The organism is Paenibacillus sp. PK4536 (assembly GCF_028594455.2).
Taxonomy (GTDB): Bacteria; Bacillota; Bacilli; order Paenibacillales; family Paenibacillaceae; genus Saccharibacillus; species Saccharibacillus nuruki.
In genome coordinates, this window is the sequence record NZ_CP126313.1 from 4,427,825 (window position 1) to 4,446,222 (window position 18,398).

Annotated in this window: 20 protein-coding genes; 5 read left to right on the forward strand and 15 right to left on the reverse strand. The window is 39.0% G+C overall.

Translation table 11 applies throughout. The features are described 5' to 3' along the window. Nucleotides 1-42: 42 nt before the first annotated feature. The 3 genes from PO903_RS19665 to PO903_RS19675 all read right to left on the reverse strand — a co-directional run bounded on the left by PO903_RS19665 (nt 43) and on the right by PO903_RS19675 (nt 5,350). Nucleotides 43-975, reverse strand: coding sequence for a carbohydrate ABC transporter permease (locus PO903_RS19665; RefSeq protein ID WP_273594359.1), 933 nt, complete (start codon nt 973-975; stop codon nt 43-45). A gap of 302 nt (nt 976-1,277) precedes the next feature. Then, nucleotides 1,278-3,245 carry a glycosyl hydrolase gene (locus tag PO903_RS19670; RefSeq protein WP_273594360.1) on the reverse strand — a complete coding sequence of 656 codons (1,968 nt, stop codon included), beginning with the start codon at nt 3,243-3,245 and terminating at the stop codon, nt 1,278-1,280. Between the two features lie 110 nt (nt 3,246-3,355). Next, nucleotides 3,356-5,350, reverse strand: coding sequence for a heparinase II/III domain-containing protein (locus PO903_RS19675; protein ID WP_273594361.1), 1,995 nt, complete (start codon nt 5,348-5,350; stop codon nt 3,356-3,358). A gap of 215 nt (nt 5,351-5,565) precedes the next feature. On the opposite strand from PO903_RS19675, the gene PO903_RS19680 reads away from it, so the two are divergent. Next, a complete protein-coding gene (locus tag PO903_RS19680; RefSeq protein ID WP_161594180.1) occupies nt 5,566-5,736 on the forward strand; it encodes a hypothetical protein in 171 nt (56 codons plus the stop codon). A 169-nt stretch (nt 5,737-5,905) separates the two neighbouring features. Here the strand turns inward: PO903_RS19680 and PO903_RS19685 are convergent, their stop codons facing one another. From PO903_RS19685 to PO903_RS19705, 5 genes are all read right to left on the reverse strand, one after another. After that, nucleotides 5,906-6,436 carry a VanZ family protein gene (locus PO903_RS19685; protein ID WP_273594362.1) on the reverse strand — a complete coding sequence of 177 codons (531 nt, stop codon included), beginning with the start codon at nt 6,434-6,436 and terminating at the stop codon, nt 5,906-5,908. Between the two features lie 286 nt (nt 6,437-6,722). Then, a complete protein-coding gene (locus PO903_RS19690) occupies nt 6,723-7,217 on the reverse strand; it encodes a hypothetical protein (RefSeq protein ID WP_137220671.1) in 495 nt (164 codons plus the stop codon). 221 nt (nt 7,218-7,438) lie between these two features. Then, nucleotides 7,439-7,891, reverse strand: coding sequence for a hypothetical protein (locus PO903_RS19695; RefSeq protein WP_069329786.1), 453 nt, complete (start codon nt 7,889-7,891; stop codon nt 7,439-7,441). A gap of 187 nt (nt 7,892-8,078) precedes the next feature. After that, on the reverse strand, nt 8,079-8,699 hold the full coding sequence (locus PO903_RS19700; RefSeq protein WP_273594363.1) for a hypothetical protein: 621 nt from the start codon (nt 8,697-8,699) through the stop codon (nt 8,079-8,081). A gap of 385 nt (nt 8,700-9,084) precedes the next feature. Next, nucleotides 9,085-9,471: a VOC family protein gene (locus tag PO903_RS19705; RefSeq protein WP_273594364.1), complete on the reverse strand. Its 387-nt coding sequence runs from the start codon at nt 9,469-9,471 to the stop codon at nt 9,085-9,087. Between the two features lie 182 nt (nt 9,472-9,653). Here PO903_RS19705 and PO903_RS19710 point away from each other — a divergent pair, with 182 nt between their 5' ends. Continuing rightward, a complete protein-coding gene (locus PO903_RS19710; RefSeq protein WP_273594365.1) occupies nt 9,654-10,517 on the forward strand; it encodes an AraC family transcriptional regulator in 864 nt (287 codons plus the stop codon). A 2-nt stretch (nt 10,518-10,519) separates the two neighbouring features. After that, nucleotides 10,520-11,056: a GNAT family N-acetyltransferase gene (locus PO903_RS19715; protein WP_273594366.1), complete on the forward strand. Its 537-nt coding sequence runs from the start codon at nt 10,520-10,522 to the stop codon at nt 11,054-11,056. Nucleotides 11,057-11,163: 107 nt separating this feature from the next. On the opposite strand, the gene PO903_RS19720 is transcribed toward PO903_RS19715, so the two are convergent. Beyond that, nucleotides 11,164-11,463 carry a hypothetical protein gene (locus tag PO903_RS19720; RefSeq protein WP_273594367.1) on the reverse strand — a complete coding sequence of 100 codons (300 nt, stop codon included), beginning with the start codon at nt 11,461-11,463 and terminating at the stop codon, nt 11,164-11,166. Between the two features lie 99 nt (nt 11,464-11,562). Between PO903_RS19720 and PO903_RS19725 the strand changes: the two genes are divergently transcribed. Continuing rightward, complete coding sequence (locus tag PO903_RS19725) at nt 11,563-11,778, forward strand: helix-turn-helix domain-containing protein (protein ID WP_273594368.1); 216 nt, start codon at nt 11,563-11,565, stop codon at nt 11,776-11,778. 260 nt (nt 11,779-12,038) lie between these two features. Then, the gene (locus PO903_RS19730; protein ID WP_273594369.1) at nt 12,039-12,638 is read left to right on the forward strand and encodes a GNAT family N-acetyltransferase; all 600 of its coding nucleotides are present in this window, start codon (nt 12,039-12,041) and stop codon (nt 12,636-12,638) included. Between the two features lie 90 nt (nt 12,639-12,728). On the opposite strand, the gene PO903_RS19735 is transcribed toward PO903_RS19730, so the two are convergent. The 6 genes from PO903_RS19735 to PO903_RS19760 form a co-directional block, all read right to left on the reverse strand. Next, nucleotides 12,729-13,121, reverse strand: a complete 393-nt coding sequence (locus PO903_RS19735) for a toxin-antitoxin system HicB family antitoxin (protein ID WP_273594370.1) — start codon at nt 13,119-13,121, stop codon at nt 12,729-12,731. 42 nt (nt 13,122-13,163) lie between these two features. Next, nucleotides 13,164-13,391, reverse strand: a complete 228-nt coding sequence (locus PO903_RS19740) for a type II toxin-antitoxin system HicA family toxin (RefSeq protein WP_137220678.1) — start codon at nt 13,389-13,391, stop codon at nt 13,164-13,166. Between the two features lie 157 nt (nt 13,392-13,548). Then, nucleotides 13,549-14,382, reverse strand: coding sequence for a sporulation transcription factor Spo0A (gene spo0A / locus PO903_RS19745; RefSeq protein WP_083243611.1), 834 nt, complete (start codon nt 14,380-14,382; stop codon nt 13,549-13,551). Between the two features lie 325 nt (nt 14,383-14,707). Beyond that, nucleotides 14,708-16,447 (reverse strand): DNA repair protein RecN, encoded by a 1,740-nt coding sequence (gene recN / locus PO903_RS19750; protein WP_069329110.1) that lies wholly within the window; start codon nt 16,445-16,447, stop codon nt 14,708-14,710. 134 nt (nt 16,448-16,581) lie between these two features. Further along, complete coding sequence (gene ahrC, locus PO903_RS19755; RefSeq protein WP_069329109.1) at nt 16,582-17,031, reverse strand: transcriptional regulator AhrC/ArgR; 450 nt, start codon at nt 17,029-17,031, stop codon at nt 16,582-16,584. A gap of 472 nt (nt 17,032-17,503) precedes the next feature. Further along, entirely contained in the window at nt 17,504-18,361 is an 858-nt protein-coding gene (locus PO903_RS19760) for a TlyA family RNA methyltransferase (protein WP_069329108.1), read from the reverse strand. Nucleotides 18,362-18,398 lie beyond the last annotated feature (37 nt).

The window sequence follows — 18,398 nt, forward strand, 5'->3', positions numbered from 1 at the left end:
TCGGATGTTCCAACAGCTACACCTCCTTATCGATCCTATTCATTAGTAGTTGACCCATTTTTTCTGACCCCAGAATTGAATACCGGTAATCAGTAAAATAACAGCAAACAGAAATACCGATTCTGCGGCGGCATAACCCATTTTCAAATTCACAAATGCTTGATCGTAAATTTCATATACCATCACATTGGTTGACTTGGCAGGTCCGCCCTGCGTAAGAACAGCAATTAGATCAAATGTTTTGAACGAGTAAATGATACCGGTAATCAACAAGAAAAACGTAGTCGGTGATAACATCGGTACGGTAATGGAGCGAAACTTACGCCATGATGATGCACCATCAATATCAGCCGCTTCATACAGATCTTTCGGAATCGATTGTAACCCTGCGAGATAGACAACCATATTGAAGCCAATCGATGTCCAGACCGTAATCATCATAATCGACGGTAATGCATACGTAGGATCGGCTAACCATTTCGGCGGATTGGTGACACCCAGAGACATTAAGAAACCATTTACAGGGCCTTGAGAAGGATGAAATAAAATCTGAAATACTATCGCTACAGCTACAACACTTGAGATATACGGCATAAAGTAAATGATTTTGAAAAAGCTTTTAAAATACACTTTCTCATCGACTACAATAGCGATCACCAGTGAAAATAATAGAGTGAACGGAACCGCTAATAACAATTTGATATTATTGAGCATAGAGATGAAGAATGATTTGTCTTGAAACAAATGACGGAAATTGTCTAGCCCTATCATTTCAACACCACGGAATCCTTGAATAAAGTTCCATTTGGTCAAACTAATAAAAAATAACGACACCATCGGGATCAGTATAAAAATAGTCAGTCCGATCAACATGGGTGCCGCAAATAGATACCCTGCAATCGTTTCTTTGGCTGTGGTTGATAGCCAGCTCTTGGACTGCGATGAGGCTGTAGATTGAGATGCAGAACGCTCCACGAGTCGTACCTCCTTGTAGAATAGTGCAACAGCCGCGGACTGTAGCCTTATTCGGTTAATATCTTATGTTCTAAGTGTATCGTGGAAAGCCTGATCATTTAAGACACAGAACTGACCTGTTTCCAAACAATTTTTACCTATTGTGGTTAAAATAATGTTTTGGGACGGTAGGATTGTTTGGTTAACATGCTCTACTGTTCTTATTGAAAATAAAAATAGACAACAAAAAATAGCCCGGTTATGCTCCCCGAGCTATTTCTTTATCTTTTTATGCTGATCACGTTAAGGATCATGACTCATTTCTACGGTAACCAGATTTCAAACGAAATGCGCTGACCTGGCGCTTCAATTCTCGCTCCGCGCAACAGACCATTCCGACTAGCCACTTGCTCTGCTTCTTGGGGAAAAGTAATCATCGAGTGCGGTGTTATAGGTACGATTCGTAATTGTTGCCCCCGATACGTCAGTGTAATGGCTTCGGTAGATTCTTGAGTAGCTGTTTCTATCACAGAAGATTCTTGTCCATCCGATTGAAACAACGGAATCCAAGCACCGATATGATCAATCTGTTGTGTGGATTGCTCGCTGTCTTGGTCATGCCCCACTTCATACGTGATTACGATATGCCCGGGAGACTGTTCATAGATCGCTATCACATGGTCGATTCCTTTTAACGGTCCTTGCCACTTGATCACAAGATGACTATGATCCGAGGTGGTTGCTGACTCCGCAATCGTATACGAACCTCCGCCATCCGATGGATCAACCCCTGCATCTCGATCGAATGGAAACACCGTTGGGAATCCTTCTGCTAGATGATGCCATACTTGATCCTGTGTCTGCCATGCCGGCATATGACTCAGCGGGAAAATAGCACCTGTCGCAAACTCTGTAAATCCTTGATTCTGATGCCCTGAAGAAGAAGTGGCTAGATTCGCATGTAAGCCCGCTCGCTGAATACGGACTACTCCCGGAATCATATATGGATCATTAAGTGCCGTATGGATCACCAGCTGCTGACCGGGTACAGAACTAAATACCGTTTCAAACCAACCATCTGCCTGAAGTGTACGGCTGCCTAGCTCTACTGGAATCGGATAAGGCGTGATCTCCTCCACCTGTTCATACCAGAGCGTATACGCCAGAGCGGCGGCTGTCCATAGATTGTAGGTCGTGTGGTTGCTATACACTTCATATCCATGACGCTCCTCTGCCGGGTAATGATTACGTACAATCTGTACATAACCATCAGGCATTTGCCATTTTGCGATTGCTTCCCATGTCAGATCTGCCGCATGACGAAATGCTCCTGCCCACTGCACTTCTCCATCTGCATAAGCTTGTTGTGCTTGCATTGTGAAAATAAATGCGGCGGCGGCTTCATTCCATTGATGTTGTGCACTACGTCCTCGTGGAGGTAATTCTCCAAGTGGTGATAGAGTCAATAACGAACTTATCGCTCCATGTTGCAACTGAGTCTGTAGTTCAGATGCAGTGGTTCCTTGGTAACCGGATAACATCATCACACTTAAATGGTACCTTGTAGCAATATCGTAAGCGAATGGGCTATTCGGTCGATCCAGCGGGCCATCTTCGTACCATCCTAATGAAGTGAATCGAGGCAGATGATATTGTTGCAAATAATTATCTATCCACGCGGTATCAGTAGGTGCTATTCCTTCGGCTTGTCGGATCACTTCTCCAGATAACATAATCGCATTCCAATTAATCATTCGGTTAGGATTTTTCATTTTGCTCATTGTAAATAGATAGGTCTGTTCAGGCTCAATCGTAGCTAGCGATTGCTTCCATAATTCAGCTTGTTCTGGCAGTCTACTTTTCAAGATACGATAAGCACCCATAATCATAATAATAAAAAAGTCAGGATGTTGATCAGGTGTGCGCTCACTTACCAGTAACTCAATACTATGAGTCAAAGCTTTTGCCCCAGAGTCTAGTAAGTCTTCTCGCCCACTGCTCACCAGAACAGCCGCCGCCAGTGCGTACGAAGGTGTCGAATAATAACGTTCTGCTTCAGAATGGGGATCGATAATCGCTCCGTTATCTTGCTGATGAGTGGCATAATAATCTACCATTTGACTTAACATGTGTACTTTCCGCTCTTTCGTCCAATCTGAAGCTGGTAAAGGCTGACTCTGTTGCAATTGCTGTTCATAAGCGAGAGCTTCATCTTCCCAGCCATAAGAAGACGGATTCCATCGATTCCACTGTTTCAAAATAACCCCTTCTTTCGGTCTTTTGATGATCATGATTACGCTTACTTCTTCATGAGTTCAGTGTAGCATCTTGTTTTACCTGATACGATTCACAGATTTGACCGATTAAGCGACAATCTTGACTCTACTGCTACAAGCATAGATTAAAGAGGTCGGATCACAAATGGCAACTCCACTACTACATCCAACCATTCGGATTGTTGTGGCTTTACATCTTCTGATACAAGTTCTGATTGAGCTATATCTGGTCTAGATGTACTCTGTTCTATAGAAGAAAAATACTGAATAGATGTTCGATATAAGACTAGCGCTTGTCCTTCATGATCGACATGTTCGATCACTTCTACATTTACTTTATCCTGAGCATGCAAAAGATTCAGACACACTTCTGCTTTTCTTCCTTGCCAGCGTATTTGATCTGCTTCAACTATCGGCTTAATTTTACTGATTAGCCGTTCTATAATAGGTGGTGCTGTAGTATAGTTCTGATTTAAAAAGCTTGATGTATCCAAACTATTTTCATACGAAACAGAATGATTCTCGTCTAGATTATTATTCTTATAGAAGCGAAATTGATCTATACAGTCTATCGTCACTTCTTCTTGACCGATCGGAACTTGCCAATCGAGACTACGTGTATATTGGTGCAACGACTGATGGTCATAAGCATGAGTCAGATCTACTTTCCATACCGCATATTCTTTCTCTTCTTCTTTCCATATCTGCTGTTCTACCACGCTAGCATAAGCTTCACGTCCACTTTGTTGTTCTTGTCCATCAATCTGTGGTACAGAATGTCCTGCTGACGAAATATTAAGAATCTGTTCTCGACCAGCTGCAAAATAAGCTTGTGTATACAGCCCTGCTCCAAGATCAGATAATATATTTTCTCCACCTGCATGAATAATAAAAGAACCTAGATCATTATGGTTATGCGGTTCATCATTATGCCCACCTTTTGTGGCTAAAGCGACCGTGATTTGTGAATCTGGAAGTTCGCTTTTACAGATCATCCACTGTAGATCAGGCAAATATATATTTACATTGTTAAAAGATGTTGGTACTACAGTAGATGCAAAATAACGCGGGTCTGCCCACAACACATTACGAATCAAATGCCCCCAACGGCGACAAGGATCATCCATCAGTCGATTCATTTGAAAAGGTAACGAATAATGATGCCCTGTCCATTCACTTAATCGAGATAATAATCCTGCTGGTAATATCTCTTCCTCATCACTATCCGAGAAATTAACAAATACACCTTCTGACAAATGGATATGCTCGGGAAAAGCCGCCATCTTCATTATCTTTGTAGATTTCAATCTCCATTCATGCTGTGGCTCATATCGAACAAGCATATCTACAAAATACGTATAATAACCGAATCCATACACCCAATACCCTAGTCCTTCTGCACACCCTCCATCTTCTCCATAACCAGATAGAAAATGATCGATAGCCCCAATCACTCGTTCCAGAATCTGCCCACGTACAGGATCATCTGATTTCAATAACAACAATGCCGCTATCCCACATCCTGATCCACAGACGGCTGACCAATTATGATCTGCTGTTTCCCATGTGAAAAGTTGCTCAGGATCACTCATCGGCTTAAATATCCGTCGCTGCACTTCAAGTTCTATCCGCCTCATTATGCGAGTATCGAGCCGACCCTCGAATAAGGTATACAGTTCTGCTACCATGGCTGCTGTCTCTGCTGCAAATAAATCTATTTCTTCCCATACAGCTCGCTCTGTACCTTCATTCGACGGAGGCAGATGCGCAGACAAGCACCATGTGTACTCATTGCATATATCCCATAATGCTTCTTCCAATGCTTCTATGTAACAGGTCACATCATTGGTTGTATTCAAGCTGACAATAGCCAGTGCTCCAATACGTCCTCTTTTTTCAAAATAAAGTCGCTGGTACTCTTCACGTCCTCCATGATCAGCAAATTCACGAAATGCTTCAAAGGTCAGTACCGGAATAGGTGTAATCAATGCTTGATTGGCTAGATTCTGTAGCTCTCTCCACCATACTTCATAATCAGGATCTGTTAATGTATCTTGTAATCGTTGCTGTAAATGATCTACACCCCACGCAAACGTTGAAGCGTTGGCAGACATGCTCATTCAATTCACCTCATTGATATTGTGATTGTTGATTGTTGATTGTTGATTGTTGATTGTTGATTGTTGATTGTTGATTGTTTTGAAGATACCGCTTTCAACGATAAATGTATATCTATTATGAATTTTTCATATAATGAAATAATTATAAATGACTGGATATTTGACCATTATAGGTTATGCTATATAAAAATAAATATGCAGTTGGAGGGATAACCATGAGTGTAAATACAGAATTGGAACAACACATCACTACATTGACGGATGAAGAAAAGAACGATTTTATCAAACATATCTACTTAATCCTAAATAATCGCAGTAATTCCGATCTAATCGTACGTGCCAAAATCAGTGAATTGGTAGGTCGTTATATCAATATTGCTAAATAAGATTATGGTAGACGAATAATAAATCTTGCTATTCGAACTGCCGACCTTTTTTACTTTTCGCTATACTTATATCTACTATTTTCTGCATATCAAAAAGTCGCTTCTTTAATACAAGCGACTTTTTGTGTTGACTGCTATATCTGACTTGCCTACTTCTAATTACAGATATTTAGCGGAAACGCAGTCCACTTTTTTTATGTTTACGTTTACGAATCCAGATGTACATCATCACCACTACCACGATTCCGATCCCATCGACTAACGTATCTTCAAAATGCCCAGTTCTGCCGACGATAAAGGTCTGATGCCATTCATCAGATAGCGCATATAGATAAGAAACTATCCCTGCCCATATCAACGGCATATACTGCCTACGGCTCCACGGCGAAAATACTCGACATAGCAAAAACGTTAATAGCGCAAATTCAACCACATGAGCTATTTTACGAATAAAAAATTCAAAAAAATCATATGGCGATTGACTACTTACCAGATAACCATCATAAGAAAATTCAATAGTCGGTGTAAACGTGGTTAATGTAGATTCTGGAATCAAGTTGGCTAGAAATGGCTTCAAATCCTGCTCGGTATAAGGCTGATGGGATTTATAAAAAATAAAAGCCATCCAACCTAAAGCCAGTATCGTCCATATAATCCACCCTACAGATGGAACTTTTCTACTACTATAGATAGAACTCATTAATCTTATCCCTCCAAACATATGCAGCATAGTATATCATATCCTGCACACTGGATCATCACTCTGTACAAAACAACATATCAAAAAACAGCCTGATCTATACCAGACTGTTTTGGTCATTACAGTATGTATTTCCTAGCACATACGGCTATTCTAGTATGTTTTTATCTTATCGACCCTATCGTGTCTTTAATCAAACATACTAGCTAGTCGTTAACTTATTGATCATTTTCACACTTGTCTAGACAAACAGTCATTTTTCACGTTGCAATGACAGAACTATATTCTATTCGATAGGAGCACGTTCTACAAAATATTTATTTGTCATATAGAAAGCTTCACCGCGTGATGTTTCCACTTTTCCTTTTTTCGGATCGAGGAAGACAATTTCTTTACACTTCGTGCAATACCATTTGGTACGCATAAACGGTGAATCTGTTGTATAAGCTGTTCCACATTTACAATCGACTTTAATCAAAATCTCATTCGCTTTATAAGCAGTGCTCAAGTCCTCAGCAGGATGTTGTTGTTCTTCCGGCTGAATCGGAACAATCACACGTTGATGATCAGAGAATTGATTTTGTACTTTAAAGTCAGCAACTAATTCTGGATTCAACCCAAAAAATTCTTTACCTATATTAGTCACATAACGCGTATTGCTTCTATAACTTTCAAGCCATTCCTCAATTTGTTGGTTAGATAAAGGTACAGTACCCTTAATACCACTGTTCAAGGTATATGTCATGATGTGCAAAGCATCGCTTGTTCTGCTTGAGTACATTAGAAACCTCCTCTTTCTTCAAAGCTAATGTACTATAAATCATCGTTTTTATCAAAGCACGAAATTAACTAAAATCCCATGTTCTTGAATTCGCTAGTACATATATGCCGTTTTATTCCCGGTAAAACGGATGATTACATTTTTGTTACAAATAAGTCAGCAAGCATCGGACCCTACTTTCTAGCCTATCCCCCCTATTCGCGATGATTATGTATCATTGCTTAACTTATATAATCGCCCAGATCGACATGCCACTTTATCTGGTTGCGGGCAATCCACAATTGAACAGCCTCATGAAAATGCTGAGCATATTGCTTACGGGATACCTGATTTACAGTACAAAAATGCTCTATTAATTGATATTTTTCTACCCAATCTTTCATCGTAGCAAAGCCAATATGCTTGATCATATGACATTGAAAGCAAAGTGACTGAAATCCAGTAAGAGACTGAACTTGCGTCTGGTTATCAAATGTCCATAATTCATGGCAATGTAGCTTATCGATCGTATCCCCTTTGACACGTTCACAGATACAACACGTATACTGATCCCGTCTCTGAATATCCTGGCTGAACTGTCTCCATTGATAGGAAGTGAACTGATTACGAAGATTCAAATGCATCGTCGATTCGGGAATTAATTCTATTTGTAACTTTAAATCATTCAGATTCATAGAAGTTTCCTGTCATCTAAGAGATTTTAAACTTCCTTATATTATAACACTAATGTTAATAATTTATAACACTAATGTTAACATTAAGGCAAGTCTAGAATCAGTTTTGAATCGCATAGTTAATGCGATTAAACTTTTGATCATTATATATCAATTATTCATTTTTTGAAATCGTTAAATCTAAGAATTATGGATTTCGATTATTTAATTTAGCGGTTAATTCAAATTTTCCATTGGTATTATTACCGATTTCATAATTATTAATCGTAAGATAGACCACCGTATCTTTATTCCATGTTGGCAGAAATTCTCCTTCACCATAATAATCTTGAACATCCGTAATCATCTGTTCACATTTCACTTTCAATTGCTGATCCGGTAAAGTGTACACTCCTTGTGCGCTATAACTAGCTTCCATATTCGGCTGGTTGTAAATATCAATATAGAGATAATCCAAATGATGGGATGTATCTTTGTAAAAATAGACTTTGTTTACCACAAAATCATCTGTCGCTAGATAATCTTCGATCTGATGGGTCATATCGTGAATAGCTGTATCTTCTCGAAGATCAACGTAATTGTTCTGAACATCGGTTAACTTCTGCTGATACTGCTCCAGCTTCTTTGTGAGTGCTAGATTACTTTGTTCACTATGATCTATGGCTGTATTTAATCTGGCATTGCCCATCCACAATAGACTGGCTATAGCAATGATAAGCAAGATAAGAACAACTACATATACTCCTCCACGAACACTTTTTTTGCGGCGAATCATTGCAGTAGTCCAATCCTTTTCTACAAACCGCATAACGACCTCCTTAAATATATTCTCGTTTGCATTATACCTGAAAGTGTATGCTTGTGATCTCTTTTTGAGTATTTATGAGTAATGAATCAAGACTTTGGAATGAGGAAATAAACAGGCTAGGTCTATTCACTTATTTTATAAAAATTTGTCAAAAATACTAGCTGTTTATGTAAACCTATGGTAATATTAGTTCATACAGAAAGGAGGTGCGTCAACATTCAGATTAACATGTTGAACGCGTCCTTTACCCAATCCGAGGTTCTTGTCTAAACCACACGAACTTCGGAGGCGCGGGATGCGGATCAAAGATTTCAATTAGCGCCATCGGGTTAGAAAGACCACCTTCGGGTGGTCTTTTTATGTGCCAATTTATAATGGAGATATGCTACTCTGCTTCGTAGGGAGCATCCAACTCAATAATATTGTGATCGGGATCAAGAATATAGATCTGTGCAAATCCCGCCAGACTATGAGGACGTGCCTCGTAAAATACCTGTTGTTGATCTAACCACTCCAATGTCTCCGAATAACTTTTCACCCAGATCGCCAAATGCCCATCTGTCGAATCAATATCACCCTGACGCAATGTCTCTCCTTGCGGTTGTTCAATCAAATGTAACTGCTGATTCCCAAGAGCATACCAGATGCCTACAGAATCAAATGGCGGACGCTCAATCTCTTGAAATTGGAGCACATCAGAATAAAATACACGTGATACTTCAATATTGCGTACAGCAAGACTCATATGGTGGATATATTGAAATTCAATCATAAGCGGTTCTCCTTTGTTGTTTTTTTCATTGTTGCAACATTCTTTTTCTATATTAGCGGTATGTATCTATAAAGTAAATTCAGTTTAGAAAAAGAATTGCCAATCATTAAGAGAACGCTTACAATATGAAATATTAATATCCGCTTGTCTACATCCTTTCTAAACCAGGAGGCATATGTAAGATGATATCCAGCGAAAATGAATTGCATCCTTTTTCTCAAAAACCGGTTCGCTTTATTATAACTCCTTCTCCTGTCGCTCAATCTACCTACCTGTATGTTCAAGAAATCAGTTATACGGATATCGAAGCCTCTTCTTCTATTAAACATGCTCGTATTGCTTCATATCTATTTTTATATACGTTATCCGGTACAGGTCATCTGTATTATCAAGGGCAATCCTATTCATTACAAGCTGGAGATTTCTTCTGGATCGATTGCACAGAAGAATACCGCTATGAAGCAGATGCCGGTCAACAGTGGGAAACATTATCTATACATATGTATGGCGCTACGATAGAAGGTTATTATCGTCAGTATGAAGCCAATCAATTGCCTATTTATCATGCCCCATCATCTTCTATTCTGCTAGAGCTTGGACTGCAATTGCTCAACTTACAATATACTCGTACGCAAAAAACAGAGTTACTGAATGCGCAACTTCTCACCCAATTATTAACCGAGATCATCATGACGACGATCTATGCAAGAGACAATACCTACACGATCCCATCTAAAATTCTCAATATGCAGACCTATCTCGAACACAACTATACTCAAGCGATCACACTGGATCAGCTTGCCCGACAATATGGGATGAACAAATTTCAATTAACCAAAGACTTCAAACAATACATCGGACTCCCTCCGATCGAATACCTGATCCATATTCGGATCAATGCTGCCAAAGGCTTGCTACAGTATTCCGACAAAAGCGTCCAAGAAATCGCCAACGAAGTCGGCGTAGACAATGTATCTCATTTTATCAATTTATTCAAAGCCAGAGTCAACTGTACCCCGCTTAGTTATCGGAAAGAATGGTCTTAACAATGCTTATTTCGAACAGTCATTTGTCTATTCGTGCTCTTCGCATGGAAGATAAAGATATACTGGTTAAATGGATGTCTAATCCTACAGTACTCCAATATTATCAAGGTCGGGACGAACCACTGGATATGGAAAAAGTGACTGAAATCTTTTACGATCCAGATACTGAAGATGTGCAGTGTATCATCGAATATGAAGGTGTACCTATAGGCTATATTCAGTATTATCTATTAGATGAAGAAAGTAGACAGGCATACGGATATCAGGATGCTGACGAAATCATCTATGGGATGGATCAGTTTATCGGCAAACCGGAGTATTGGAACCGAGGAATTGGTACTCTACTTATTCAGACGATGATCACCTTCCTCACACAGCAAAAACAAGTCCATCGTATCGCAATGAACCCTCAGACATGGAATACAAGAGCACTGCATTGTTATGAAAAATGTGGATTCCAAAAAGTAAAATTATTGCAAAAACATGAATGGCATGAAGGACAATATCGGGATTGTTGGTTGATCGAATATAAACGGTAAGGAAAAGTTGTAATGAGATTAGATACATTTGAAAAATATACAATTGTACGTTATGATTTGGCTGATATACATAAATGAAAAACGTGTCGGTTAGAGAATATTCGAGGTCAATAATTGTACAGTATCTGACTCAATTGTAAGCCGTCTTTGATCCCCTGCTCATACATCGTTGATTCTGCCAATCCTTGAATCAACGTAACCACTTCTTCATATTGAGTGAACAGAATTTGGATGTCTGGTGGTAGTTGATCATAGATGGTAGCGAATAGTTCGGTGCATTCGGTGGTGAGTGCCTGATATTCAGGTGAAGGCGAAATAGCATCTTCACTCACTTGATCCATGCGTGTCGACATGAACTGATTGAAGGCTTCTTTGATTTGGGCTTTTCTATGTAGTAGTTGGGTCATAGATCAAACTCCTTTTCACAATCTAATTATTCCCCCAAGGTCATACATAAAATATACGCTTATAGTCATAAAAAGTCAATAGTTTTGTGGAGGATATTTATGAAAGTTATCAAGATACGGCTCAAACAAGCGTTAAAAGATAGATCACTTACTCAAAAACAACTTGAAGCTCTCTCTGGTGTTTCTCAAGCCAGAATCTCTAAACTGTGTAGAGATGATCGTCAAGAGGTTAATTTACTTATGCTTTCTAAAATTGCAAATGCGATGGGTATTACAGATATATCTGAACTATTAGATTTTGTAGATGAGGAATGATTAATTTATTGATTACGGAGAACTTAAATGAAGTTAAATATACTTTTGAAAAAATTATTAAAAGAAAAAGAGATGACTCAATTAGAATTATCATACTTATCCAGCGTTCCTCAATCTAAAGTATATATGCTATGTAATAATAACTACTAAAACTTGAATATTTCCAATCATCAAAAGATTGTAGATACGATAGAGATTAAAATATTTCCGAACTCTTGGAATTTATAAAAGAGAAATAATCTAGTTAATAAGGAGCTATTATGGAGCATGATACATCTTTCACTTCACAAGAAAATATTTTTACAATTAATTGCGAGGATGTAATTCTAAGAGAATTTACAGTTAACGATTTAGATGCTTTTCATTCACTTACTTGGCAACCTGAAATATATAAATATCTTCCTGATTGGAATGTATCAAAAGAACAAAGAAAAGATTGGTTAGTTAATTATGAAATCCCAGAAAATAAAAAGCTTCTTGATGCTATTTCACAAGGTTTTGGTATTGGTGATCTTTGCCTACGTTTAGGAATTATTTTAAAAGAAACACAAGAATTTATAGGTTGGTGTTGCTCAGGAATAAAAGAAGAATTATCACCGCCAAATCGAGAGATTGTATATGCCATCTCAAAAGACTATCGTGGCAAAGGTTATACTACACAAGCTGCAAAAGGAATAATTAACTATTTATTTGAAAATACCAATGTTGAAATACTTAGTTCTATTGCTTTATTAAATAACATTTCCTCTAATAAAGTAATCGAAAAAAGTGGTTTTATTTTTCAAAACATTATTAAGATTGATGATAAAGAATATAATTATTATCAACTACATAAAAAAGATCGGGCAGACGTACTATAATTACAATTATTTTTGACTTCACTTCACGAAACTTTATAGAATTAAAAAAGACCAATACTATGATCAGTATTGGTCTTAACTCTACCTTACTTATAATTTCAACTTTTCTCCAACTGTATTCCCTGGTATTCCTAAAGCTTGAGCTAAATGGACAACAGCAAATTGATTAGCGGATACGCCTTCTTTTTTAGCAGCATTGAGCAATTGCTTGTGCATTGTTTTAGGCATACGCAAAGGTATTTGTCCAGATGGCAAATCTTCGTTTGGCTCTATAATTTCTGCACCAGATTCTAACTTGATTTCTAAATAATCACGTTGTATTTCTTCCAATTCAGCGATTGCTTCTGCAATGGTAGGTGCATCGGTGTGACAGCCAGAAAGTTCTTCAACTCTAGCGAAATAATAGATACCATCTCCGTCATTTCTTTTAGTAATTTCTATAGTATAAGGAAGATTCATATAATACTCTATATCTTTACTCATTCCTGTTCACTCCTTTTATTTAATATCTATACGATTTAAAGTCTAATCTTCTATCAATCGATCTAACATTTCTTTTATGTATGAAATCTTTAAAGGATCTTCTTCTTTTAAAACAAATACATTTCCATGGGGATCACCATATATCCTGTGAGAACCTCTTTTACGTTTTAATTCATAACCATAATAGATTAACACTTTTGCCGCTTCACTATACGATATACCTCTTGGTTGATTTCGCATTTTATCTATTATTTTTTCAATAGATGCCATAAACAACAACTCCTTCTTTGAAATAATGATATCATATGTGATATCATTATTTCAATATAATACTAGATTTATATACTAAATAGCCCTTATTTCTAAAATACTGTTCCTTAGAAATAAGGGCTATTTTTCAATCTATTTCATCGTATATTACAGACAATTAATTCGGAACCTTATGCTCAATTCTTAGCTTATCCGCTACCATCGCGATGAATTCGCTATTGGTAGGTTTACTTTTACTAATATTGATCGTATAGCCAAATAAATGACTGATACTATCAATATTCCCTCTTGTCCAAGCCACTTCGATGGCGTGGCGGATGGCACGTTCTACACGAGAAGGAGTTGTTTTGAATTTGTCTGCAATCGCAGGATACAATGTCTTAGTAATCGATCCTAGAATCTCGATATTGTTATAGACCATCGTGATCGCTTCACGTAAGTATTGGTAGCCTTTGATATGTGCAGGAACGCCGATCTCGTGAATGATCGCTGTGATATTCGCATCCAGATTTTTACCTCTGGTTACAGGTGGTAGACCGTTATTCACTTTGTTGCCCATGCTGTTGCTGTTATTACCCGGTTGCATATTGCCACCGCTATTGGTAATCGGTGATCCTACCAATTGGCGTACACGACTCACCAGTACTTCCATATCGAACGGCTTGAGGATGTAATACGATGCACCCAATTGTACGGCACGTTGTGTGATATTTTCTTGACCGAATGCTGTTAGCATAATAATCTTCGGTGCTGGAGATAGATTCATATCTCGCAAGCGCTCCAACACACCCAATCCATCGAGGTGTGGCATAATAATATCCAAGATCAATACATCTGGAAGCTCTGGTAATTGATCGATCATTTGCAATACTTCTTCTCCGTTAAATGCTATACCTGCTACTTCCATATCTTCTTGACTGGAAATATATTCAGCAAGCATATTGGTAAATTCACGATTATCGTCCGCTAATAATACTTTAATATCTGACACGTTATAATTCCTCCTTATGAGTTCTCTGTTACTATGGCATAGCGGTTTGTTGTACTTACATTCATAATTTTTGGGGGACAAGCAGAAAATATATTTAAACTTGAAGTACTGTGATCATCAAGTCGCTACAGAAATTTGACTGTTTTGGACTCTTTATTATACTTTTCGACACCAACAAGGGTATTCCTGCTGTCGAATGTAAAAAAGCGGATTATTTTTCCATATTTGCTAACTTGGTTGATAAACGTTCCTTTTCTATATGTATAACACAAAAGGAAGAGCGTTAAGCTCTTCCTTTGACTTAAGCATTTGATTTCAAGATTGTTTAATGTACCGCATACGTAGAACTGTCTTTGCGAGCTTCCGCCAGCTTCAACATTTCATGAGCATGATGATTGGTTTTTTCTGTAATCTCTACTCCACCAAGCATCCGTGCAAGTTCATCTACGCGTCCATCTTCATGAAGCGAAGTCACACGAGTCGCTGTGCGATCTCCAACAATATGCTTTTCGATTAGGTATTGATGATCTGCCATACAAGCTACCTGAGGTAAGTGAGTAATCGAGAATACTTGGCAATCAGCAGATAATTTGAACAATTTCTCTGCGATCGACTGTGCCGCCCGACCACTAACCCCTGTATCCACTTCATCAAATACCAGTACAGGAACTTGATCATGACGAGCAAAGATACTTTTCAGAGCAAGCATAATACGTGACAACTCACCACCAGAAGCGATCTTACCCAGTGAACGTAACGGTTCACCCGGGTTCGGAGAGATCAAGAATTCTGCATTATCAATTCCCTGACGGGTAATGCGAATATGACGTCCATTCCATTCTGGTCCATTCGCATCATCAATATAATCCATATTGACACGTAGCGAAGTACGCTCCATTTGTAGATGTTTCAGTTCTGCTTCGACTTGACTGGCAAGTTCGTCTGCCGCTTTGCGACGAACCTTACTTAGTTTCTCACCGGTCTGAAGCAATTTATCACGTAAACGATCACGACGTTCTATCATTTCAGCCAGACGTTCGTCTTTATTTTCAAGCAGATCTGTCTCATGTTGAATCTTCTCATAGTAAGTTAGAATTTCTTCTACATTGTCTCCATACTTACGACGCAGACCTGAGATTTGATTCAGACGAGTTTCTACTTCTTCTAGACGACCTGGATTGAATTCGATATTCTCCCGATAACTCCGTAATTGGTAAGCTGCATCTTCCAATTGGTAAAAAGCAGATTGTAACTGCTCTAGGATAGGATCTAACGCTTTGGAATCGTAACGAGTGACATCTTCCAGTTGAGAAATAGCGACCGTTACAGAACCCATACCGCCGTCTCCATTGATTGAATGATATCCACCTACGATAGCTTCCATCATTTTTTCACTATGAGAAAGACGTAAACGCTCTTCCTGTAATAGCTCATCTTCGCCGATCTCTAGTCCTGCTGAAGAAATTTCTTCAAGCTGGAAGCGATATAGGTCAAGCATCTGGTACGTTTTCTGGCTTGTTTCTTGCAGATCACGTAATTCACGTTCGATTTTGGCATAGTCTGTATATTGTTGTTGATATTGAATTTTTAATGGATTAATATCTGCAAATCCGAATGTATCGAGTAAGCTCAGATGACGTTCTGGCTTCATCAAAGATTGGTGCTCATGCTGTCCATGAATATTGACCAGTTGCTCACCGATCTCACGCAACATCGTCAGATTCACTAACTGTCCATTAATACGCGCAGTACTCTTACCACTCGCTGTAACTTCACGGCGAATGACTAGATGTTCTTCTGCGGTTCCCTGAATGCCAAGTCGTGACATCGTATCCCATACGGGGTGATCGCCACGTAACTCGAATAACGCTTCCATCTCAGCTTTATCATTTCCGTAACGTACCAATTCCGCTGAACCTCTACTACCTGCAATTAGACCTAATGCATCAATAATGATTGATTTACCCGCACCTGTCTCACCGCTCAGTACATGGAATCCTTTATGAAAATAAACGTCGATTTCTTCAACAACAGCCAGGTTTTTAATGCTCAGCATAACTAGCATGAGCCTCACTCCTCTTCGTATAAAAGACTATGGAGCAACGCTTTAAGACCGATATGGAGCAAGCTCATGCGGTTAAGCTGGCAACTTGTGTGCCGAGCCGAACATTAACGTATCAATTACAACGACATCAATGATTATGAAATAAAGCTCATAATTTGATCAATGACCTGTTGGCTGTCTTCCGGTTGACGACAAATAATCAGTAGCGTATCATCTCCTGAAATAGTTCCCATAATCTGAGGCCATTCCATATTGTCGATCAGCGCTGCGATTGAATTTGCTGTACCTGGTAAGAACTTCATAACCACCAGATTAGTTGTAAAATCTACTTGCAAGAAATTGTCCACTAATGCACGTTTTAACTTTTGCACCGGGTTATAACGTTGATCCGTTGGTAATGAATATTTATACCTTCCGTCATCCGTTGGAATTTTGATTAGTAATAATTCTTTGATATCTCTTGATACCGTTGCTTGGGTGACTTGAAAGCCTGCATTACGCAATGCTTCCACTAAATCGTCTTGAGTTTCAATATCTTGATGGGTGATAATCTCCCGTATTTTGATATGTCGTTGTCCCTTCATAAAGACCTCCGTTTGTGATGTGCTCTCTATAGTGTTAACCTTCCGCTATCTCTATCTCTGTGTATTTATGCATCATACACAGAATATGCTCATCCATCTTTATTCGTGAACATATACGTAGATTCCTTTTTGTGAATGGAAAATACTGTAGATATGAGGATCATTGATCATTAGCCGAACAGATTATCCTATTGTAACATCCAGAACGAGAAGGTCCAAGCCTAAGCGATATCGATCAGATCGATTCGCCATTTGGCAGATAGGCTACACATGTAGTGTTAAGCGCTATAGTCGGAACGTTCGTTCTCATTATATAGGAATACCTGTTCGTAAATCAATAGTCTTTTGGAATTAGTTTTTTCTTCCAGTTGAATCGCTTCATACGAACAAAAAAACCTGAGCTCAGTAACATACACCGAACATCAGGTCTTTGTTGTGCTTGCATAGATATAGGTCATGCTGTATGAATGTTTTACTTTTTGGCTGAACCACCGCGGAATGTATGAGCGGCTTCAAGGGCTGTCTGAGAAGCAAGCGCAGGAATATCAATAACATCCAATTGTTCGATCGTATCGTCCCCTTCACCGGAAGGTAGATACCAGTGAGCTAGAAATTCGATATTGCCTTCTCCGCCTGTAATCGGGGAGAACGTTACGCCTTTGAGTACATATCCGATCTCTCTTGCAAACGTAAGAACATGCAGTAATACTTCTTCATGAATCTTCGGATCACGCACTACGCCTGTTTTACCGACTTTGTCACGACCGGCTTCAAATTGAGGCTTGATCAGCGCTGCAATATCAGCAGGACGATTAAGCAATTCTTTCAGCGGCGGCAACATCAATCGTAACGAAATAAATGACACATCGATACTTGCAAAATTAGGTCGCGGTCCTTCTAGTTGATCCGGTGTCATATAGCGGAAGTTGGTACGTTCCATCACTTGTACTTGCGGATGATTACGAAGCGACCAATCCAGCTGATTGTACCCTACATCAATTGCATACACGTATTCTGCCCCATGTTGAAGTGCACAGTCGGTAAATCCTCCTGTAGATGAACCAATATCAAGCATGGTACGTCCTGTCATAGGAATTTCAAAATGTTTCAATGCTTTCTCTAGCTTCAATCCACCGCGGCTTACATACGGATGAACCGAACCTTTGACATTCAGATCGGTGTCACGAGCTATCTTCATACCTGGCTTCTCCAGACGCTCTGTGCCTGCGTAGACCAATCCAGCCATAATTGCTGCCTTGGCTTTCTCACGACTCTCGTAGTAGCCTTGTTCGACGAGTAAGACGTCGATTCGTTCTTTGTCACTTGCCATGATTGGATATCTCCTAGCTTGCAAAATGAAATAACAA

Bases quoted from the DNA above. Each gene is read 5' to 3' on its own strand.
- PO903_RS19690 (WP_137220671.1), bottom strand. From the start codon at position 7,217: ATGTACTCAAGCAGAACAAGCGATGCTTTGCACATCATGACATATACC.
- PO903_RS19735 (WP_273594370.1), bottom strand. From the start codon at position 13,121: ATGAGTAAAGATATAGAGTATTATATGAATCTTCCTTATACTATAGAA.
- PO903_RS19725 (WP_273594368.1), top strand. From the start codon at position 11,563: ATGAAAGTTATCAAGATACGGCTCAAACAAGCGTTAAAAGATAGATCA.
- PO903_RS19760 (WP_069329108.1), bottom strand. From the start codon at position 18,361: ATGGCAAGTGACAAAGAACGAATCGACGTCTTACTCGTCGAACAAGGC.
- PO903_RS19670 (WP_273594360.1), bottom strand. From the start codon at position 3,245: ATGATCATCAAAAGACCGAAAGAAGGGGTTATTTTGAAACAGTGGAAT.
- ahrC (WP_069329109.1), bottom strand. From the start codon at position 17,031: ATGAAGGGACAACGACATATCAAAATACGGGAGATTATCACCCATCAA.
- PO903_RS19740 (WP_137220678.1), bottom strand. From the start codon at position 13,391: ATGGCATCTATTGAAAAAATAATAGATAAAATGCGAAATCAACCAAGA.
- PO903_RS19700 (WP_273594363.1), bottom strand. From the start codon at position 8,699: ATGCGGTTTGTAGAAAAGGATTGGACTACTGCAATGATTCGCCGCAAA.
- PO903_RS19715 (WP_273594366.1), top strand. From the start codon at position 10,520: ATGCTTATTTCGAACAGTCATTTGTCTATTCGTGCTCTTCGCATGGAA.
- PO903_RS19710 (WP_273594365.1), top strand. From the start codon at position 9,654: ATGATATCCAGCGAAAATGAATTGCATCCTTTTTCTCAAAAACCGGTT.
- recN (WP_069329110.1), bottom strand. From the start codon at position 16,447: ATGCTAGTTATGCTGAGCATTAAAAACCTGGCTGTTGTTGAAGAAATC.
- PO903_RS19705 (WP_273594364.1), bottom strand. From the start codon at position 9,471: ATGATTGAATTTCAATATATCCACCATATGAGTCTTGCTGTACGCAAT.
- PO903_RS19685 (WP_273594362.1), bottom strand. From the start codon at position 6,436: ATGAGTTCTATCTATAGTAGTAGAAAAGTTCCATCTGTAGGGTGGATT.
- PO903_RS19695 (WP_069329786.1), bottom strand. From the start codon at position 7,891: ATGAATCTGAATGATTTAAAGTTACAAATAGAATTAATTCCCGAATCG.
- PO903_RS19675 (WP_273594361.1), bottom strand. From the start codon at position 5,350: ATGAGCATGTCTGCCAACGCTTCAACGTTTGCGTGGGGTGTAGATCAT.
- PO903_RS19680 (WP_161594180.1), top strand. From the start codon at position 5,566: ATGAGTGTAAATACAGAATTGGAACAACACATCACTACATTGACGGAT.
- PO903_RS19730 (WP_273594369.1), top strand. From the start codon at position 12,039: ATGGAGCATGATACATCTTTCACTTCACAAGAAAATATTTTTACAATT.
- PO903_RS19720 (WP_273594367.1), bottom strand. From the start codon at position 11,463: ATGACCCAACTACTACATAGAAAAGCCCAAATCAAAGAAGCCTTCAAT.